12 protein-coding genes are annotated in these 14,447 nt (G+C 68.8%); 9 read left to right on the forward strand and 3 right to left on the reverse strand.

What is annotated here, in order from left to right; genetic code table 11:
* Window positions 1-38: 38 nt before the first annotated feature.
* The 6 genes from I7X18_RS09980 (at window position 39) to I7X18_RS10005 (ending at window position 10,446) form a co-directional block, all read left to right on the forward strand.
* Window positions 39-2,048 carry a bifunctional copper resistance protein CopD/cytochrome c oxidase assembly protein gene (locus tag I7X18_RS09980; RefSeq protein ID WP_193047111.1) on the forward strand — a complete coding sequence of 670 codons (2,010 nt, stop codon included), beginning with the start codon at window positions 39-41 and terminating at the stop codon, window positions 2,046-2,048.
* Between the two features lie 144 nt (window positions 2,049-2,192).
* On the forward strand, window positions 2,193-2,678 hold the full coding sequence (locus I7X18_RS09985) for a single-stranded DNA-binding protein (protein ID WP_193047112.1): 486 nt from the start codon (window positions 2,193-2,195) through the stop codon (window positions 2,676-2,678).
* 72 nt (window positions 2,679-2,750) lie between these two features.
* On the forward strand, window positions 2,751-4,424 hold the full coding sequence (gene ettA, locus I7X18_RS09990) for an energy-dependent translational throttle protein EttA (RefSeq protein WP_193047113.1): 1,674 nt from the start codon (window positions 2,751-2,753) through the stop codon (window positions 4,422-4,424).
* A 60-nt stretch (window positions 4,425-4,484) separates the two neighbouring features.
* A complete protein-coding gene (locus tag I7X18_RS09995; protein WP_193047114.1) occupies window positions 4,485-9,380 on the forward strand; it encodes an NAD-glutamate dehydrogenase in 4,896 nt (1,631 codons plus the stop codon).
* A complete protein-coding gene (locus I7X18_RS10000; protein ID WP_193047115.1) occupies window positions 9,377-9,790 on the forward strand; it encodes an acyl-CoA thioesterase in 414 nt (137 codons plus the stop codon). Before I7X18_RS09995 ends, I7X18_RS10000 begins: the two co-directional genes overlap by 4 nt.
* Window positions 9,787-10,446 carry a DUF8010 domain-containing protein gene (locus I7X18_RS10005; protein ID WP_193047116.1) on the forward strand — a complete coding sequence of 220 codons (660 nt, stop codon included), beginning with the start codon at window positions 9,787-9,789 and terminating at the stop codon, window positions 10,444-10,446. The genes I7X18_RS10000 and I7X18_RS10005 overlap by 4 nt, the downstream gene beginning before the upstream one ends.
* On the opposite strand, the gene I7X18_RS10010 is transcribed toward I7X18_RS10005, so the two are convergent.
* Together I7X18_RS10010 and I7X18_RS10015 are read right to left on the reverse strand one after the other, a co-directional pair.
* The gene (locus I7X18_RS10010) at window positions 10,443-12,020 is read right to left on the reverse strand and encodes a glycoside hydrolase family 13 protein (RefSeq protein WP_404822831.1); all 1,578 of its coding nucleotides are present in this window, start codon (window positions 12,018-12,020) and stop codon (window positions 10,443-10,445) included. The genes I7X18_RS10005 and I7X18_RS10010 overlap by 4 nt on opposite strands.
* Before the next feature lie 15 nt (window positions 12,021-12,035).
* Window positions 12,036-12,431, reverse strand: a complete 396-nt coding sequence (locus tag I7X18_RS10015) for a globin (RefSeq protein ID WP_193047118.1) — start codon at window positions 12,429-12,431, stop codon at window positions 12,036-12,038.
* A gap of 142 nt (window positions 12,432-12,573) precedes the next feature.
* Here I7X18_RS10015 and I7X18_RS10020 point away from each other — a divergent pair, with 142 nt between their 5' ends.
* The 3 genes from I7X18_RS10020 to I7X18_RS10030 are packed head-to-tail and all read left to right on the forward strand — an operon-like array spanning window position 12,574 to window position 14,029.
* Window positions 12,574-13,242, forward strand: a complete 669-nt coding sequence (locus I7X18_RS10020; RefSeq protein ID WP_193047119.1) for an HNH endonuclease — start codon at window positions 12,574-12,576, stop codon at window positions 13,240-13,242.
* A gap of 42 nt (window positions 13,243-13,284) precedes the next feature.
* On the forward strand, window positions 13,285-13,557 hold the full coding sequence (ctaJ, locus tag I7X18_RS10025; RefSeq protein WP_193047286.1) for an aa3-type cytochrome oxidase subunit CtaJ: 273 nt from the start codon (window positions 13,285-13,287) through the stop codon (window positions 13,555-13,557).
* On the forward strand, window positions 13,544-14,029 hold the full coding sequence (locus tag I7X18_RS10030; protein ID WP_193047120.1) for a DUF5130 domain-containing protein: 486 nt from the start codon (window positions 13,544-13,546) through the stop codon (window positions 14,027-14,029). Before ctaJ ends, I7X18_RS10030 begins: the two co-directional genes overlap by 14 nt.
* Here the strand turns inward: I7X18_RS10030 and I7X18_RS10035 are convergent.
* Complete coding sequence (locus I7X18_RS10035) at window positions 14,018-14,425, reverse strand: HNH endonuclease (RefSeq protein ID WP_226863886.1); 408 nt, start codon at window positions 14,423-14,425, stop codon at window positions 14,018-14,020. The genes I7X18_RS10030 and I7X18_RS10035 overlap by 12 nt on opposite strands.
* Window positions 14,426-14,447: the final 22 nt, after the last annotated feature.

Consider the following 14,447-nt stretch of genomic DNA (forward strand, 5'->3'; position numbering starts at 1 on the left):
CCGCCGGGGTGACGCCGCACACGCCATACCCTGGGAACATGAGCACGGTCGCGGTGAAGGCTCGCAGCAGCCGCCGAACCAGCCCGGCATGGCCGGTGCTGGTGGGTGTCGCGGTACTGGCCGGCGTCACCGCCGCCGGCATCGGAGCCCTGTCGCTCGCCGACGCGCTGACGGTGACCGGCCTGCCCGACCCGGGCCCCGTCACCACCTTCGGGCTGCCGTTCATGCGCGCCGCGGGCGAGATCGCCGCGGTCACCGCCGTGGGAGCCTTCCTGTTCGCCGCATTCCTGGTGCCACCCCAGTCCAACGGCGTGCTCGACGTTGCCGGATACCGGGCGCTGCGGGTGGGGACGGCGGCTTCGGCGGTGTGGACGGTGTGCGCGGTGTTGCTGGTGCCGCTGACCGTGTCGGACGTGTCCGGGCAGCCGTTGCTTGACCATCTCAACCCGCTCGAGATCTGGTCGGTGGCCGGCCTCGTCGACGTGGCGGGCGCGTGGCGGTGGACGGCGCTGCTGGCTGCCGTGGTGACACTCGCCAGCTTGCCGGTGCTGCGGTGGGCGTGGACGCCGCTGCTGTTCGCCGGGTCGCTGCTCACGCTGATGCCACTGGTGCTGACCGGACACTCCTCGTCCGGAGGCGCACACGACCTGGCCACCAACAGCCTGCTCATCCACCTGGTCGCGGGCGCGCTGTGGGCCGGCGGTCTGCTGATGCTGCTGGTGCATGCGCTGCGCGGCGGTGAGCACGGCGACGTCGCCGCACGCCGGTTCTCCGCGCTGGCGCTGTGGTGTTTCGTCGCGATGGCGTTCAGTGGCGTGATCAACGCCCTGGTGCGGCTGTCGCCCGCCGATCTGTTCCGCACCGAGTATGGCGCCCTGGTGCTCGCCAAGGCGGTGGCGCTGACGCTGCTCGGGGTGCTCGGGTACCTGCAGCGGCGCAAGGGTGTCGCCGGTCTGCAGGCCGAACCCACAGCACGCGGTCCGCTCGTGCGGTTGGCGCTGACCGAAGCCGTCCTGTTCGGGTTGACCTTCGGTATCGCGGTCGGCCTGGGCCGCACACCACCGCCTCCGCCGGGCAGCGAGCCCACCCCGGTCGAGGTCGAAATCGGATACGACCTCGCCGGACCGCCGACCGTCACGCGAATCCTGTTCGACTGGCGGTTCGACCTCATCCTGGGCAGCGCGGCGATCGTGCTCGCGCTGGTCTACCTCGCCGGGTGGTGGCGGCTGCGGCGCCGCGGTGACGCGTGGCCCGCCGGCCGGACGGTGGCGTGGCTGCTCGGCTGCGCGACGCTGCTGATCACCACGTCCTCGGGTCTCGGCCGCTACATGCCGGCGATGTTCAGCGTGCACATGGTCGCGCACATGCTGTTGTCGATGCTGGTGCCGATCCTGCTGGTGCTCGGGGCGCCGGTGACGATGGCGCTGCGCGCGGTGCCCGCGGCGGGCAAGGGGCAGCCGCCCGGCCCGCGGGAATGGCTGCTGGCCGCCCTGCACTCCCGGGTGTCGCGCTTCCTCACCCACCCGATCGTCGCGCTCATCCTGTTCGTCGCGGGGTTCTACGGGTTGTACTTCGGCGGTCTGTTCGAGGCGGGGGTCGACGATCACGCCGCGCACATCCTGATGAATGTCCACTTCCTGCTCAGCGGTTACCTCTTCTACTGGGTGGTGATCGGTGTCGATCCGACACCGCGGCGCATCCCGCAGCTCGCGAAGCTAGCGATCGTGTTCGCCTCGCTGCCGCTGCACGCGTTCTTCGGCGTGGTGCTGATGGGGATGCAGACGGTGCTCGCCGAGGGGTTCTACCGGTCGTTGCAGCTGAGCTGGCACAACGATCTGCTCGGTGACCAGAAACTGGGCGGGAGCATCGCCTGGGCGGCGGGGGAGATCCCGCTGGTGCTGGTGCTGCTCGCACTGCTCATCCAGTGGCGCCGCAGTGATCAGCGCGACGCCAAACGCCTCGACCGGGCCGCCGAGCGCGATCACGACGCCGATCTGACCGCCTACAACGCGATGCTGGCCGAGATGTCGCGCCGCGACGGCCGCTGACCGGTTCATCCCCAGCGCCCGTTTGATCCACAACCCGCCGCGCGCCGAGCAGCGGACGGCTCCCCGCGTCGGTGCCTGCGCGGTGAATGGCCCTACCGGCGGGATCACGCCGGCCAGTGGATCAGACACGAATCGAGGCACACCATGTTCGAGACCCCCATCACCGTCGTCGGCAACATCGTCAACAACCCGTTCCGGCAGCGCGTCGGCGACCAGGAGGTGATCCGGTTCCGGATGGCCAGCAACTCGCGACGCCGCACCCCGGAGGGCGAGTGGGAGGCGGGTAACTCGCTGTTCGTGAGTGTGAGCTGCTGGGGCAGACTGGTGACCGGGGTAGGCGCCTCGCTCGTGAAGGGGGATTCGGTGATCGTCGTCGGGCAGGTCTACACCAGCGAATACGACGACCGTGAGGGGGTTCGCCGCTCGTCGGTGGAGGTGCGGGCCACCGCGGTCGGCCCTGACCTCAGCCGCTGCGTGGCGCGGATCGAGACCCTGCGGCGGTCCGACACCGCGAGCACCGTCGACGCACCGGAGGAGGCGGAATCGGGTGACCACGGCGACGACGTCGGGGCCGACCCCGCCGACCTGGGCGACGCCGCCGGCACGGAGGCGCTGCCACTGACCGCCTAGCCGCATCCGGCCACGCCTAGGATGGGGCCCGCGGCAACACCAGCACGCTTTCAGAAAGGCAACACCACGGCAATGGCCGAATTCATCTACACGATGCGCAAGGTCCGCAAGGCGCACGGCGACAAGGTCATCCTTGACGACGTCAATCTGAACTTCCTTCCGGGCGCGAAGATCGGTGTCGTCGGTCCGAACGGGGCCGGTAAGTCGAGCGTCTTGCGGATCATGGCCGGCCTGGACACCCCGAACAACGGTGACGCCTTCCTGGCGCCCGGGGCCAGCGTCGGCATCCTCATGCAGGAGCCGCAGCTGGACGAAGACAAGACCGTCCGCGAAAACGTCGAAGCCGGCGTGGCCATCAAAGGCAAGCTCAACCGGTACAACGAGGTCGCCGAACTGATGGCCACCGACTACACCGACGAGCTGATGGAGGAGATGGGCCGGCTGCAGGAAGAGCTCGACGCCGCCGACGCGTGGGACATCGACAGCCAACTCGAGCAGGCGATGGACGCGCTGCGGTGTCCGCCGCCCGACGAGCCCGTCACCCACCTCTCCGGTGGTGAGCGCCGCCGCGTCGCGCTGTGCCGGCTGCTGTTGAGCAAGCCGGACCTGCTGCTGCTCGACGAGCCGACCAACCACCTCGACGCCGAGAGCGTGCTGTGGCTCGAGCAGCACCTCGCCGCCTACAAGGGCGCCATCCTGGCCGTCACGCACGACCGGTACTTCCTCGACAACGTCGCCGAGTGGATCCTCGAACTCGACCGTGGCCGGGCGTACCCGTACGAGGGCAACTACTCCACCTATCTGGAGAAGAAGGCGGACCGCCTCGCGGTGCAGGGCCGCAAGGACGCCAAGCTGCACAAGCGTCTGCAGGAGGAACTCGCCTGGGTGCGCTCCGGCGCCAAGGCCCGCCAGGCCAAGAACAAGGCCCGGCTGGGACGGTACGAGGAGATGGCCACCGAGGCCGAGAAGACGCGCAAGCTCGACTTCGAGGAGATCCAGATCCCGACGCCGCCGCGCCTCGGCAACGTCGTGGTCGAGGTCGAACACCTCGACAAGGGCTTCGAGGGCAGGACGCTGATCAAGGACCTGTCGTTCTCGCTGCCGCGCAACGGCATCGTGGGCGTGATCGGACCCAACGGCGTCGGTAAGACCACCCTGTTCAAGACCATCGTCGGCCTCGAACAGCCCGACAGCGGCACGGTCAAGGTCGGGGACACGGTCAAGCTGAGCTACGTCGACCAGAACCGGGCCGGGATCGACCCGAAGAAGAACGTGTGGGAGGTCGTCTCCGACGGTCTGGACTACATCGAGGTCGGGCAGAACGAGATCCCTTCGCGCGCCTACGTTTCGGCGTTCGGATTCAAGGGGCCCGATCAGCAGAAGCCCGCGGGCGTGCTGTCCGGCGGTGAGCGCAACCGGCTCAACCTCGCGCTCACGCTCAAAGAGGGCGGAAACCTGATTCTGCTCGACGAGCCCACCAACGACCTGGACGTGGAAACCCTGTCCTCGCTGGAGAACGCGTTGGAGAAGTTCCCCGGCTGCGCCGTGGTGATCTCCCACGATCGCTGGTTCCTGGATCGCACCTGCACGCACATCCTGGCGTGGGAGGGTGACGACGACAACGAAGCCAAGTGGTTCTGGTTCGAGGGCAACTTCGGGGCCTACGAGGAGAACAAGGTGCAACGTATGGGCGCCGATGCGGCCCGTCCGCACCGGGTGACCCACCGCCGCCTGACGCGGGACTAAGGTCGCTCCTGCACGGTCCAACGGCGGGCGGTGCGCGGGTGTGAGTCAGGAGTGATCCGCATGACGGGAACCGGCGCGGACGGTGAGCGCGACCCTTCGACGGAGACGCTCGACGAATTGGCGAAGGCCTACGTCGAGACGTATCGCGGTCCGCAGCATGGTGAGTCGGAAGCGGACACCGCGACCACGGGTCCGGCGGATCCCACCGACATGCTGTCGTCCAGCGACCTGGTGGGCGCCCATCACCGGCTCGCCCAGCGCAGGCAGCAGGGGGAGACCCTCGTCGCCGTGTACGACGAGAACGAGCCCGACGGCGTGGGTCCGGCACTGCAGGTGGTGACCGACCAGGCGCCGATGCTCATCGACTCGGTGACCGTGCTGCTGCACCGGCTGGGCGTGGCATACCGGGCGATCATGAATCCGGTGCTGCGGGTGCGCCGGGGGTCCGACGGAGAATTGCTCGACGCGCATCCCGCCTCCGAGGGGACCGGCGAGGACGGCGTTGATGAGGACGGCGTTGATGAGGACGGCACCGACGAGGCGTGGATCCACATCGAGCTGTCCGAATCCGCCGACCGTTCGGCGGTGGAGGCCGCGAAGCGGATGTTGCCGCGCGTCCTCGACGACGCCCGCCAGGTGGCCGTGGACAGCAGCGCCATGGTCGCTCGGCTGCAGTCGCTGGCCAACGACGTCGAAGCCGACGCCGACGGCCACTTCACCGCCCCGGAGCGCAAGGACGTCGCGGCGCTGGCGCGGTGGCTCGCCGACGGGCACTTCGTCCTGATCGGCTGTCAGCGGTGTCCGGTCACCGACGGCTCGTCGTCGGTCGAACCCGGCAGCCGGCTCGGTGTGCTGCGGCTGCGTGAGGACGTTCTGGCGCCGCTGACCCGCGAGGGCGACCTGCTGTCGCTGGCGCAGGCCACGATCCCCAGCTACGTGCGCTACGGCGCCAACCCGTACATCGTCGTCATCCGTGAAGAAGTCATCCGTGAAGAGGTCAGCCGCGAACAGGGTGCCGGAGGTGACGAATACGACGCCGTCGAACACCGCTTCGTCGGCCTGTTCACCGTCGCCGCGATGAACGCCAACGTGCTGGCGATCCCGTTGATCTCGCGACGTGTCAACGAGGCCCTGGCAATCGCGCAGCGCGATCCGAGCCATCCGGCGCAGCTGCTGCTCGACATCATCCAGACCATCCCGCGGCCGGAACTGTTCGCGCTGCGCGCCGACGAACTGCTCGACATGGCGATGGCGGTCATCGATCTCGGGTCCCGACGGCGCACGCTGCTGTTCCTGCGCGCCGACAGCCTCGCGCACTTCGTTTCCTGTCTGGTGTATCTTCCGCGCGACCGGTACACCACCGCGGTCCGGCTCACGATGCAGGACATCCTGGTCCGCGAACTCGGCGGCGTGGACATCGACTACTCCGCCCGCGTCAGCGAATCACCCTGGGCAGTAGTTCATTTCACCGTCCGGCTGCCCGAGGGTTCCCGTCCCGGCGACATCGACATCTCACCGGAGAACGAGGAGCGCATCCAGGGCAGGCTCACCGAGGCCGCCCGCACCTGGGCTGACCGGCTGCGGGGCGCGGTCCCGTCCGGTGACCTCGAGCAGGAGGTGGCGGAGCACTACGCCGGCGCGTTCCCCGAGGACTACAAGCAGGCCGTCGCGCCGGCCGAGGCGATCGCCGACATCGCGATCATCGAGGCGCTGGAAGACAATTCGGTCAAGCTGCTGTTCGCCGAGGGTGGCGAGGACCGCATCGGCAAACTCACCTGGTACCTCGGCGGCCGGTCGGCGTCGCTGAGCCAGCTGCTGCCGATGCTGCAGTCCATGGGTGTCGTCGTGCTCGAGGAACGGCCCTTCACCGTGACCCGCGCCGACGGCCTGGCCGTCTGGATCTACCAGTTCAAGATCCGGCCGCACCGCACCATGCCGGCGACCAGCGGTGACAAATCCGAGCGCGATGCGACCGCCGCGCGGTTCGCCGAGGCGGTGACCGCGATCTGGAACGGCCGCATGGAGATCGACCGGTTCAACGAACTGGTGCTGCGCGCCGGGCTGACGTGGCCGCAGGTGATGGTGCTGCGTGCGTACGCGAAGTACCTGCGGCAGGCCGGTTTTCCGTACAGCCAGTCCCACATCGAATCGGTGGTCAACGACAACCCGCACACCACCCGGTCGTTGGTGGACCTGTTCGAGGCATTGTTCGACCCGACTGACGGCGCGGGGGAGCGCGACGCCCAGGCCGCGGCCGCCGCCGTCGCCGCCGACATCGACGCACTGACGAGCCTCGACACCGACCGGGTGCTGCGCGCATTCGCCTCGATGATCCAGGCCACGCTGCGCACCAACCACTTCGTGACCCGCGCGGAGTCGGCGCGTGCGCGTGACGTGCTCTCGATCAAACTCGACCCCGGTCTGATCGACGAACTCCCGTTGCCCAGGCCCAAATTCGAGATCTTCGTGTACTCGCCCCGGGTGGAGGGCGTGCACCTGCGGTTCGGCTACGTCGCCCGCGGTGGCCTGCGCTGGTCGGATCGGCGGGAGGACTTCCGCACCGAGGTCCTCGGACTGGTCAAGGCGCAGGCGGTGAAGAACGCGGTGATCGTGCCCGTCGGCGCCAAGGGTGGGTTCGTCGTCAAGCAGCCGCCGGTACCGACCGGCGACGCGGCAGCCGACCGTGACGCCCAGCGCAGCGAAGGGGTGGACTGCTACAAGCTGTTCATCAGCGGGCTGCTGGACATCACCGACAACGTCGACAAGGTCAGCGGCGACGTCATCACACCACCCGAGGTCGTCCGCCGCGACGGGGACGACGCCTACCTCGTGGTGGCCGCCGACAAGGGCACCGCGACGTTCTCCGACATCGCCAATGAGGTCGCCGTCTCCTACGGATTCTGGCTGGGGGATGCCTTCGCGTCGGGTGGGTCGGTCGGTTACGACCACAAGGCGATGGGCATCACGGCCAAGGGCGCCTGGGAGTCGGTCAAACGCCACTTCCGTGAGATGGGCGTGGACACCCAGTCCGAGGACTTCACCGTCGTCGGCGTCGGCGATATGAGCGGTGACGTCTTCGGCAACGGAATGCTGCTGTCCGAGCACATCCGGCTCATCGCCGCATTCGACCACCGGCACGTCTTCCTCGATCCCGACCCCGATGCGGCGACCTCGTTCCGGGAACGCCGGCGGCTGTTCGACCTGCCCCGGTCGTCGTGGGAGGACTACGACCGCGAGCTCATCAGCGAGGGCGGCGGTGTGTACAGCCGCCAGCACAAGTCCATCCCGGTCAGCCGCCAGGTGCGCGATGTGCTCGGCCTCGACGACAGCGCCGAAGAGATGACGCCACCCGCGCTGATCCGGGCGATCCTCAAGGCGCCGGTCGACCTGCTGTGGAACGGCGGCATCGGCACCTACGTCAAGGCCGAGGCCGAATCCGACGTCGACGTCGGCGACCGCGCCAACGATCCGGTCCGGGTGAACGCAAACCAGGTGCGCGCCAAGGTGATCGGGGAGGGCGGCAACCTCGGCGTCACCTCCCGCGGGCGCATCGAGTTCGATCTGTCCGGCGGCCGGATCAACACCGACGCCCTCGACAACTCCGCGGGCGTCGACTGCTCCGACCACGAGGTCAACATCAAGATCCTCATCGACTCGCTGGTCACGGCGGGCAAGGTGAGCGCCGACGAACGCACCGACCTGCTGCTGTCGATGACCGACGAGGTCGGCGACCTGGTGCTGTCGGACAACCGCGACCAGAACGATCTGATGGGCACCAGCCGCGCCAACGCGGCGAGTCTGCTGCCCGTGCACGCCCGCATGATCAGCCACTTCGTCGCAGAGCGGGGGATGAACCGCGAGCTCGAGGCGCTGCCCTCGACGAAAGAGATCCGGCGCCGGCTGGAAGCCGGAATCGGGCTCACCTCACCGGAATTGGCGACGCTGATGGCCCACGTCAAGCTGGCGCTCAAAGCCGACCTGCTCGACAGCGAGCTACCCGACCAGGAGGCGTTCGCCAACCGGCTGCCGCGGTACTTCCCGTCCACGCTGCGCGACCAGTTCGCCGCCGACACCCGCTCGCACCAACTGCGCCGCGAGATCGTCACCACGATGCTGATCAACGATGTCGTCGACACCAGCGGGATCTCGTATGCCTACCGGATCACCGAAGACGCCGGGGTGGGGCCGGTGGACGCGGTTCGGAGCTTCGTCGCGGTCAACTCGATCTTCCGGATCGGGGACGTGTGGCGGCAGATCCGCGCCACCGACCTGCCGGTGTCGGTCAGCGACCGGATGACACTCGACCTGCGCCGGCTCGTCGACCGGGGTGCGCGCTGGCTGCTCAACCACCGGCCGCAGCCGCTCGCCGTCGGCGCCGAGATCAACCGATTCGCCGACAAGGTGGCGGCGCTGACCCCCCGGATGGAGGAGTGGCTGCGCGGCGACGACGAAGCGATCGTCGCCAAGGAGGCCGGCGAGTTCTGCTCGCACGGGGCGTCGAAGGAACTGGCGTACACGGTGGCGACCGGGCTCTACCAGTTCAGCCTGCTCGACATCATCGACATCGCCGACATCGACGACCGGGACCCCGCTGAGGTCGCCGACACCTACTTCGCGCTCATGGACCACCTCAACACCGACGGCCTGCTGACCGCGGTGTCCCAGCTGCCGCGGGGTGACCGCTGGCATTCGCTGGCGCGCTTGGCGATTCGCGACGACATCTACGGCTCTCTGCGGTCGCTGTGCTTCGACGTGCTGGCGGTCGGCGAACCGAACGAGAGCGGCGAGGAGAAGATCGCCGAATGGGAGATGACCAACGGGTCACGGGTCGCACGCGCGCGCCGCACACTCACCGAGATCTACGAGGACGACGAACGTGACCTGGCGACACTGTCGGTCGCGGCGCGCCAAATTCGCAGCATGACACGAACGAGTGGAACGGGGTCTTCCGGGTGACAGTAGGTTTTGTGGCGCCGGTGCATGTGCGGTGGTCCGACATCGACATGTACCAGCACATCAATCACGCCACGATGGTCACCATTCTCGAAGAGGCCCGTATCCCGTTCCTGCGTGAGCCGTTCGAGGCGCGGATCACCGACATCGGTCTGCTGATCGCCGACGTGCACATCACGTACAAGGGACAGCTGCGCCTCATCGACTCGCCGTTGCAGGTCACGATGTGGTCCAAACGCGTGCGCGCGGTGGATTTCACGATCGGTTACGAGGTCCGCTCCGTGGGTGCAAAGGCGGACTCCAAACCGTCGGTCATCGCCGAAACCCAGTTGGCTGCCGTGCACATCGAAGAGCAACGGCTGGAACGGCTTTCGCCGGAGCAGCGCGATTACCTGCAACGCTACCTGCGATGACCGGCCCGGAGCGCGGGCTGTGGCTGGCCGATTCCGGCCACCGTGACGACCTCGCGACGTTCGCCGAACGGGCCGTGCGGCTCGACGATGCCGCGGTGGTGCGGCTGCGGGAGCGCGCTGGCGGCGACGTGGTGGCCTACGTCGCAACGGGTTTCGACGTGCTGGCCTGCCGGGTGGTGCGGGGACGGCTGCGCCCCAAGGACCTCTGCGCCGGCGCGGACGCCCTCGCGGCGGGTCTGGCGGATATGGACGGGTCGGGATTCGTCGACACCGGCTTTCCGATGGACTCGGCCTGGCGGGGTGCGGTGCCGCCGGACACGGGGTTCACCCATCTCGACGACGTACCGGCCCGGGTGATGCTCGACCTGGTGTCGCGTGGCGGCGCACTGGCGCGTCAGCACAGCGGCTCCCACGGCCCGCCGTCGTCACTGCTGGACCAGGAGGTCATCGCGGTGAGCGGGCCCGACGACAGCGTCGGGGTGCCGATGCGGTGCGTATTCGCGCTCACCGCAATGGGTTTCCTGCCGCAGACGAGCGAAGCGCTCGGCGCCGACGACATCGTGCGGATCCGGGTGTCGGCGACATGGCTGCGGATCGACGCCCGGTTCGGCTCGGTGCTGCGTCGCCGCGGCGACCCGGCGCTGGTGTTGCGCTAGAGCACCCACGCGGCCGCGTCGGCCGGGAGCCTGCTGTCCTGCAGGGCGGCGCTGGCGATCAGCACCTCACCGGCAGGCAGATCCACCGGGTGCGCGCCCGCGTTGAGCACACACCTCAGCCCGCCCTCGGTCTGCACCGTCAGCACCCCGTCCTCGGACGAGAGCCCGATCAGCCCCGCACCCACGACGCCGGAGCGGTCCCGGCGCAGCCGTAGCGCCCGGCGGAAGAAGTGCAGTGTGGACTCGGGATCGGCCAGCTGGCGTTCGACGGTCGACGACGCCCAGTCCGCGGGCATCGGCAGCCAGGTGTCCGCGGTCGTCGAGAACCCGAACGGGGGAGCGTCGCCGCTCCACGGCAGGGGCACGCGGCAGCCGTCACGACCGCGCTCGGTCCGATCGGAACGCTCCCAGACGGGGTCCTGCAGCACCTCGTCGGGCAGGTCGACGTTGGGCAGGCCGAGCTCCTCACCGTTGTAGACGAACATCACGCCGGGCAGCGCCAGCATCACCAGGGCCATCGCGCGGGCCCGCGCCAGTCCGAGCAGCCCTCCGCCGTACCGGGTGACCTCCCGCTCGACGTCGTGGTTGGACAGCGTCCAGGTCGGCGTCGCGTCCTGCAATGCGACGGCGGCCAGCGAGTTCTCGATCGCATCGCGGATCTCGTCGGCGCCGAATTCCGCGCGCACCAGCCGGAAGTTGAACCCCAGGTGCAGTTCGTCGGGTCGCAGGTACGCGGCGAACGCGGCGTTGTCGTACACCCACACCTCGCCGACGGCGACCGCGTCGGGGTAGTCGTTGAGCACCGCGCGGATGTTGCGGTGGATGTCGTGGACGCCCTCGTGGTTGAACCGGGGGTCGCTGTCCATGTCGGCGAGAAGTTTGTTCTCGGCGAGTTGCATGTCGGGCAGGTCCGGGGGTTTGGCCATACCGTGCGCGACGTCGATGCGAAATCCGTCGACCCCCCGGTCCAGCCAGAACCGCAGTGTCTTCTCGAGATCCTCGAACACCTCGGGGTTGTCCCAGTTCAGATCGGGCTGCTCGGGATCGAACAGGTGCAGGTACCACTGACCGGGCGCGCCGTCGGGTTCGACGACCCGCGTCCACGCCGGCCCGCCGAAGATCGAGATCCAGTTGTTCGGCGGATTCACACCACCAGGGCCGGTGCCGTCCCGGAAGAGGTAGCGCGCCCGCTGCGCGCTGCCGGGACCCGCGGCCAGCGCCGCGGCGAACCAGGGGTGCGCGGAGCTGGTGTGGTTGGGCACCAGGTCCATCGTGATGCGGATGCCGCGCTCGTGGGCGGCGGCGACCAGCCGGTCCAGCGCCTCGATCCCGCCGAACAACGGGTCGATGTCGCGCGGGTCGGAGACGTCGTAGCCGTGGTCGGCCATGGGGGAGACGGTGACCGGGTTGAGCCACAGGGCGTCGACGCCGAGGTCAGCCAGGTAGTCGAGACCGGCGGTGACACCGTCGAGGTCGCCGACACCGTCGCCGTTGCTGTCGCGGAACGAGCGGGGATAGACCTGGTAGAACACCGCGCGTGACCACCAGGGGCTCGGATCGGTCATTGCGCCCATTGTGGTCGCCGGCGCTCAGAACGGCGAATTGACCATCGACTGCGCCGCCATCTCGAGATAGCCCAGCAGCTCCCTGCGATGCTCGTCGTCGAGGGTGGCCGAGTCGATCTCCGCGACGGCGGTGTGCATACAGCGCAGCCACGCGTCGCGCTCGATGTAGCCGATGCGGAAGGGGGCGTGACGCATCCGCAGCCGCGGATGTCCCCGCTGGTCGGAGTAGGTGCGCGGACCGCCCCAGTACTGCTCGAGGAACATGCGTAGCCGCACCTCCGCGGCCTCGAGTTCGTCGTCGGGATACAGCGGGCGCAGGATCTCGTCCTCGCGCACCAGCTCGTAGAACCGCCCCACGATCACGCGGAACGTCTCGTGGCCACCGACTTCGTCGTAGAACGACCGTGCGGGTTGCGTCACCGTTCCATTGTGGCCTGTCGCCCGCCGCCGCCCGGCACCCACAGCGACGTCACCGGATGTTCACGGGACTGACCTGCGTACACGTGCCGAATTGCCGTGCGGTGGCCGCCGATCCATGGTGGACTATCTCCTCGGAGGACGTATGGCGCAACGCAAGAAAAGCCCGTCGAGACCGGCTGGCCACAAGCGTGCGGCCGCGGCCGGCCCCCAGGGCCCCGCGGCGAGCGCCCGCGTCCTGCACAGTGTCGAAATTCACGGCGGAGAACCCGCCGCTGCGGTTCACGACGGTTCGCTGTGGGGCCGCCGCCGGGTTCTGTTGCTCAACTCCACGTACGAACCGCTGACCGCGCTGCCGTTGCGGCGGGCGGTGGTGATGTTGATGTGCGGTAAGGCCGACGTCGTGCACGACGACCCGGCCGGTCCGGTGATCCATTCGGCCAGCCGCAGCATCACCGTGCCGACGGTCATCCGGTTGCGGAATTTCGTCCGGGTGCCGTACCGGGCCCGGGTCCCGATGACCCGCGCGGCGCTCATGCACCGCGACCGGTTCCGCTGCGCCTACTGCGGCGCCAAGGCCGACACCGTCGACCACGTGGTGCCCCGCAGCCGCGGCGGCGACCACTCGTGGGAGAACTGCGTGGCCGCGTGCGCGCCGTGCAATCACCGCAAGGCTGACCATCTGCTCAGCGAACTGGGCTGGACGCTGCGGTCGGTGCCGTTGCCGCCCAAGGGGCAGCACTGGCGGCTGCTGTCGACGGTCAAGGAACTCGACCCCGCCTGGATGAGATATCTGGGTGAGGGAGCGGCCTGATCCCCGCGTGGGATACGGTTTCACACCGTGAGCACCCCCGTGATGCACTCTCTCTTCGTCCTCGTGCCGTTGGGACTGACCGCGGTCCTCGCCCTCATGATCTGGCGGGGCAAGGGTCCGCACCCGGCGAGCTACAAAGTCTCCGAGCCGTGGAAGCATTCGCCGATCCTGTGGGCGGCCGACGAACCGGCGGCCCACCACACGGCCACGACCGGGCGCAGCGTTCAGGCCGACTCCGCCGCAGACGGTGGCAATGTCGGTGAACATCACGAGAACACCGTGACGATTGGAGGCGGCGCAAGTGGCAAGTGGTGAAGTCCAGGTCACCGGTCACCGCGCGGCGGTCGAACGCCAGGGACTGCCCCGCGGCTGGGCGATGACCTCGAGCGGACGGCTGTCCGGGGTGACGGAGCCCGGCACCCTGTCGGTGGACTACCCGTTCGCCACCAAGGACCTCGTCGTGCTCGACGACGCGATGAAGTACGGGTCGCGGGCGGCCAAGGCCCGGTTCGCGGTGTACATCGGCGACCTCGGAGCGGACACTGCCGCCACGGCGCGCGAGATCCTGTCTCAGGTGCCGACGCCCAACAACGCGGTGCTGCTGGCGGTCTCGCCGGAGCAGCATGCGATCGAGGTGGTGTACGGCGTCGACGTGAAGGGCCGCGGTATCGAGACCGCCGCTCCGCTGGGCGTCTCGGCGGCCGCCGCGTCGTTCCAGGAGGGCAACCTCATCGACGGACTGATCAGCGGCATCCGCGTGCTCTCGGCGGGCGTCTCACCGCGCTGATGTCTCGGCGGGCGCATCGTCACGCGCCTGCAGCAGCGCTCCGCGGATCTCGATGTAGCGCGTCAGGAATGCCCGCTCGTCGAGGCGCTTGCGGCGCATCCACCCCGTGACCTCGTCATTGCACTTGCTGGTGTTGCAGGACGCGCAGGCGGGCACGACGTTGTCGAGCGTGTACCGCCCGCCCCTGGAGATCGCCATCACGCAGTCGCGCTGCATGGCGCCGTCCGTCGCGCCGCAGTAGGCGCATCCGTTCCACGCGTCCTTGAGCGCCGCCCATTCGGCGGCGGTGAGATCGTTGACCACCCGATCCATCCGGAGTTTGCGCTTGCGCGCGGCGCGTGCCCTGCGAGTTCGTTTGACCGCCACCGCATGAGGATGCCGCGCGAGCGTGCGCAAACCGCCGCACGACGCTCGGTGT

The sequence above is a fragment of the Mycolicibacterium baixiangningiae genome, assembly GCF_016313185.1.
In the GTDB taxonomy this organism is placed as follows: domain Bacteria; phylum Actinomycetota; class Actinomycetes; order Mycobacteriales; family Mycobacteriaceae; genus Mycobacterium; species Mycobacterium baixiangningiae.